6 protein-coding genes are annotated in these 4,513 nt (G+C 49.1%); all 6 read right to left on the bottom strand.

From position 1 onward, the window contains the following. Nucleotides 1–180: IS1634 family transposase N-terminal domain-related protein (locus tag BR04_RS17440; protein ID WP_496357304.1), on the bottom strand; the 180-nt coding region annotated here is incomplete at its 3' end. Nucleotides 181–219: 39 nt separating this feature from the next. Then, nucleotides 220–465, bottom strand: a complete 246-nt coding sequence (locus BR04_RS17435; protein WP_496357303.1) for a hypothetical protein — start codon at nt 463–465, stop codon at nt 220–222. A 222-nt stretch (nt 466–687) separates the two neighbouring features. Beyond that, nucleotides 688–2,409 (bottom strand): AAA family ATPase, encoded by a 1,722-nt coding sequence (locus BR04_RS17430; RefSeq protein WP_496357302.1) that lies wholly within the window; start codon nt 2,407–2,409, stop codon nt 688–690. Between the two features lie 124 nt (nt 2,410–2,533). Further along, nucleotides 2,534–2,656: a hypothetical protein gene (locus BR04_RS17425; RefSeq protein ID WP_496357301.1), complete on the bottom strand. Its 123-nt coding sequence runs from the start codon at nt 2,654–2,656 to the stop codon at nt 2,534–2,536. After that, the gene (locus tag BR04_RS17420; protein ID WP_496357300.1) at nt 2,653–4,311 is read right to left on the bottom strand and encodes a dynamin family protein; all 1,659 of its coding nucleotides are present in this window, start codon (nt 4,309–4,311) and stop codon (nt 2,653–2,655) included. Before BR04_RS17420 ends, BR04_RS17425 begins: the two co-directional genes overlap by 4 nt. 13 nt (nt 4,312–4,324) lie before the next feature. After that, the coding region (locus tag BR04_RS17415) for a hypothetical protein (RefSeq protein ID WP_496357299.1) at nt 4,325–4,513 on the bottom strand (189 nt) is incomplete at its 5' end.

Below are 4,513 nucleotides of genomic sequence, written 5' to 3'. Positions count from 1 at the left end.
CAAGGATTCAATTGCATTGGCAAGCTCTTTGAACTGCTCCTGGGGCACATCGAGAATCCCCAGATTTAAAATAAGACGCTGCCGAGGCCCTTTCGGGGTTCGGATAGTTTCAACAAGGTGCAGATATTCATACACCTTCTTGCTGTTACGGTTCGATTTGCGGACGCGTTTAATATACATACCCGTCACCGTAGCTAAAAAACAGGGGGGTGTCAATAATTATTTTGTTTTATGGGTCACTACATTTGGGTTTTGCCCGGTGCAAAACAATGATTTCAGGCGGTTATGCCTGCAAGACATGGGGTTTTGGGCAAAAAATAAGCGTTGCCCGATCAATTTTGACGAAGTTGGGTTAAGGGTCTTTTCCATGCGGCTCAGGATGGCCGCCATGGGGCCGTCATCCTCTTTCCGGGAAATGGCCCGGCAGATGAGGCTGTGGCTCTGCTCCGTTGAAAGGGCTGACATGATTTTTCCTTTTTGAGATGTGTCTGCAAGGGCAGAAAAAATCTGCCGATTTTTTTGCTGGCCTTCCACCCCGGAAGAAGAGGCGTTTTTCAGCGCCACCCTGCATGAACTTTTACCCCAGGGATGCGACGGATTCTGTCTTTTAAAAATCCGGGAAGCGTTTTTTAAAACTGGCAGGGCCTCACGGGATCAGGGCATGGCTGCTCCGTTTCTTTGCCGGGATCATCCAAGGTCATAAACCTTAAAGCCCTCATTCCCGAAGCAGTAGATGACGTGCCGGGTAACCCTTGCCTCCGGATACTCCTTCTGAAGCCCTTCCACATAGCCTGCAATCTGCTCCGTATCTTCCGGCATCAGGGGAAAATCTTCGGTCTCTGTATGGAATTTTCTGAACTGGGTGTTGGAAAAATACTTGAATTCGATGACCATGCGGATGCCCGCAAAGCATTCATTGAATTTCCCCACAAACTCAAGATCTGTTCTGCCTTTGGGGTAGGAGCGTTCCACATTCCAGGTGAACCAGCGGGAAAGATAGCGGGAGCACAGCTCATAAAAGGTGGTGCGGTAGAAGTTTTCATTCACCTGGGAAAAAACCGCTTCCGGAAGCTGGGAAACGTATTCCTGCCAGTAGCCCGCAAACAGGGCTTTCAGGTCAAGGGTTTTAACAAAATGCTGCATCATGTCTCCGTAGCGGGTGGAAACGTCAATGCGGTACAGCTCATTGAAGTATTCCACAAAGATTCTTCTCATGTTGAGGTTGGGGAGGGTAAGGGCGAAGTCGTTTTTTCGGGTAAGCATTCCCAGATAGAAAAAGGAGATGGGGAAAAAGCCCTTTTCAAAAAATTGGGACATGTTGAATTTCTGGGTGAGCAGGGTGTCATCATAGTCAATGCTGTTCTGGGTTGTCAGCCGGGTGACAAAATCTTCCGTAAGCTCGGGGTTGGAACCGGTAATTCTTTTGATCCACAGGATATCGGTTTTGAGGTTCATGTCTGTCAAGTGTTTGGGCATGGTGCGGTATTTTATGAACCAGCTCAGAAAATACTGGAGAATGGTGGAATTATAGACGGCCTCGCCTTCCGGATCGATAAAATGATAGCCGTTGTACTGGTTTTTGATCACATCCTGCACTTCGTTTCGGGTATCCTGGTTGATGTCATAGTCTCTGTAAATGTCATCGAGAAGTAAATTCACTTCAGACTGGGTGAAGCCGATCATGTTTTCAAATTCCGGCTCAAGGGTGATGAAGGTGGCAATGTTGAAGCCCGAAGCCAGTTCATCCATGGTGACGGGCAGAACGCCTGTAATGAAAACATTGTGGATGGCCCCGGTTTTCCGGCCTTCTTTCAGAAGCTTGAAAAAGGTTTTTAAAAAGCCGTCATCGGCCATAAGCTGCTTATAAAGAAGGTCTTTATGGCCTGTGATAAGCTGGTTGGCAAAGTTGTCGTACTCGTCGATGATGACATAAAGGGGATGAAGCAGGTCGGGGGTGAAATGATTGACAAGACTTTGCAGATTGGCTGTGGCGCTTGCTGTGGGGTCAAATGAAGGACTGTTTTCAAACCATGTCTGACAGTTTCGTATGAGGGCTTTGATTTTTGAGTTAACAACATGATTAAAGCTTTTTTCCATCACCTCCAGCTCACCCGTCTCAATGGTGGAAAAATCCAGATGCAGCACAAGCATAGTGTTGTGCAGAGGCGTTGGGTTTTTGCCTATCCATGTGTGGCCGAAAAGCGCTTCAAAGTTTTCTTTGTATAAAACCGAATAGTAGGACTCCAGCAGGGTACAGAGAAGGGACTTTCCAAAGCGCCGTGGCCGAAGGAATACGGCATTTTTAACCATTTCCAGTTTTTGGATATAGGCGGTCTTGTCCACAAAGTAGCCGTTTTCACGGACAATAGCCGGATAATTGGCTTCGCCGTAGAGGATGCGTTTTTTCATGGTTTTCACCCTGTTTGGTGTAAGGTTTCTTTTTCTTTCCGGGCAAGGCCTTGGGCCAGTATCAGGCTACATGAAAAAAAGCCTGGCATCCATGGGAACCATGGGGATGGTGCCGGGGTATATTTTATCGGATCATATGTCTGGGATCAGAACGCCGCAGTCTCGCGGGGATCTCCCCTTCAGTACCTGGCCGTGCCATGGCCTCACAGGCAAGTTCATATCTCTTTTCAAGGGAAAGTTCGTTCATGCCATGCTCCCTCCAAGGTGGGCAAGCAGGGCCTGAAGGCGTTCCCGATCCTGGATACGGGCCGAACGTCTGGCTTCAAATTCTGCCTGACTCTGTTTCAGTTCCTCAGCAAGTTCATTCAGGCTGTTTTCCATGTTCTTCCGTTGCTGATCAATGCTTTCACGGATTTCCTTCTGTACCGTCCGGATCTGGTTTTCCAGAGCTGCGTTCATTTTGGGTGAAAGACGGCTCAGGACTCCGGGAATCAGGGTATGCAGCACCTTTTGTCGCACTGCTTCCCGCCTTTTCTCTTCAAGGATTGTTTTTTCCGCCTTGCCCATGAAAAGATCAACAATACCGAAAAGAAGGGGGGTGATAAGGGTCAGAATAGGATGAGATTTCATAATCATGAGCAGAGAAGTGAGGGTGGTGCGGATACTGTTTTTGAAAGAATCTGTCCCCAGATCTTCCTGACCATCCAGAGGCACATTAAAGGCCCGTGTGAGGTCTTTCGGAAGCAGGTCTTCAAGGGTATGAAAATATTTCTGCATTTTGGGCTCAAATTCAGACTGTATGCCCCGCGTGCAGGCACTGCGAACCCTCTGGCCCACAAGGGCTTCCATGTCGCCTCCGTGCAGGGCTGCTGTGGTAAGGTTTTCAAGGCTTCCGGACAACTCCGATTCCACCATGGAGAGGATGCGCTCGCAGCAGGGAGGGATCTGTTCCTTCAGCCTCTCATATTCCCGGTTCATTTTTTCCTCAAAGGCCTTCATTTCTGTTCTCAGATTCTCCTGTTTAAGGGCAATCTCTTCGGCATTGAGGTTTTCCTCATTGAGAAGAATGGCGATATGGCTCTGGATCATGCCCAGCTCCTGAGCCATTCTGGCTCCACAGCTTTTCGCAAAAAGGCTTTCCGCCTGCTTCTCAAGGGAATCAAGGCTTTTGATGAAGGCTGCGATGTTCTTTTTGCGGGAAGAAATGAGATCTGTGGTAAAGGGGCTTTTTTTCATAATCCCCGCCATTTCGCTGCGGATTTTTTCAAGAACGGCCCCGCCATCCTCCGGAGTTTTCTGATCCGCCTTGCTGATGAGCACAAAAATGGGCATGGCGTGGAGGTTCAGTTCGGAAAGCAGGCTGTGAAGGCTGGCCTGAAGGGTGCCGTCGGATATGGGAAACACCAGCACATAAGCGAGACTGCGGCTCAGGTAGTTGTCGATGGCCGCACTGTGGGCCTCAATGCCTGAATCCCAGCCCGGCATGTCCACAAGACAGAGATGGGGCCAGGCGGATAGTTTGTCGCTGGCAAGAAGGGCCGAAAGGTGGGACGGGTTCTGGCCAAAGGCGGAAAATTCACGGGCCTTGAGAAGATCGCGGGACGCGGGTCTGCGGGTTTCATCCTTCATTTCCAGATAAAAGGCTTCTTCGCTGCTGTAACGGATTTCCGTGGGCAGGGCAGTTTCCGGATCCACCTCCACCCCCAGAAGTTTTTCTTCCAGAAGGGCATTGATCAGGCTGCTTTTTCCCGCACTGAAGGGGCCGATGAGGGGAACCCGCACCACAAAATCCCTCACCTCCCGTTCAAGGGGATCCAGTTTTTTAATGGACAGATTGTAGTTTTCGCACAGTGTTCGTACTTCCGGGAAATGCTGAAGCATCCAGGACTGAAGGGGAAACATGGGCTATCCTTTCTTAAAAGGTTCGGTTCTTGGAGAAAAAGGTTTTTGTTAACCCAACTTCGTCAAAATTGATCGGGCAACGCTTATTTTTTGCCCAAAACCCCATGTCTTGCAGGCATAACCGCCTGAAATCATTGTTTTGCACCGGGCAAAACCCAAATGTAGTGACCCATAAAACAAAATAATTATTGACACCCCCCTG

The sequence above is a fragment of the Desulfobotulus sapovorans DSM 2055 genome (genome assembly GCF_059569355.1).
The sequence above is the reverse complement of the archived record's forward strand: the minus strand, read 5'-3'. Positions and strand labels throughout refer to the sequence as shown.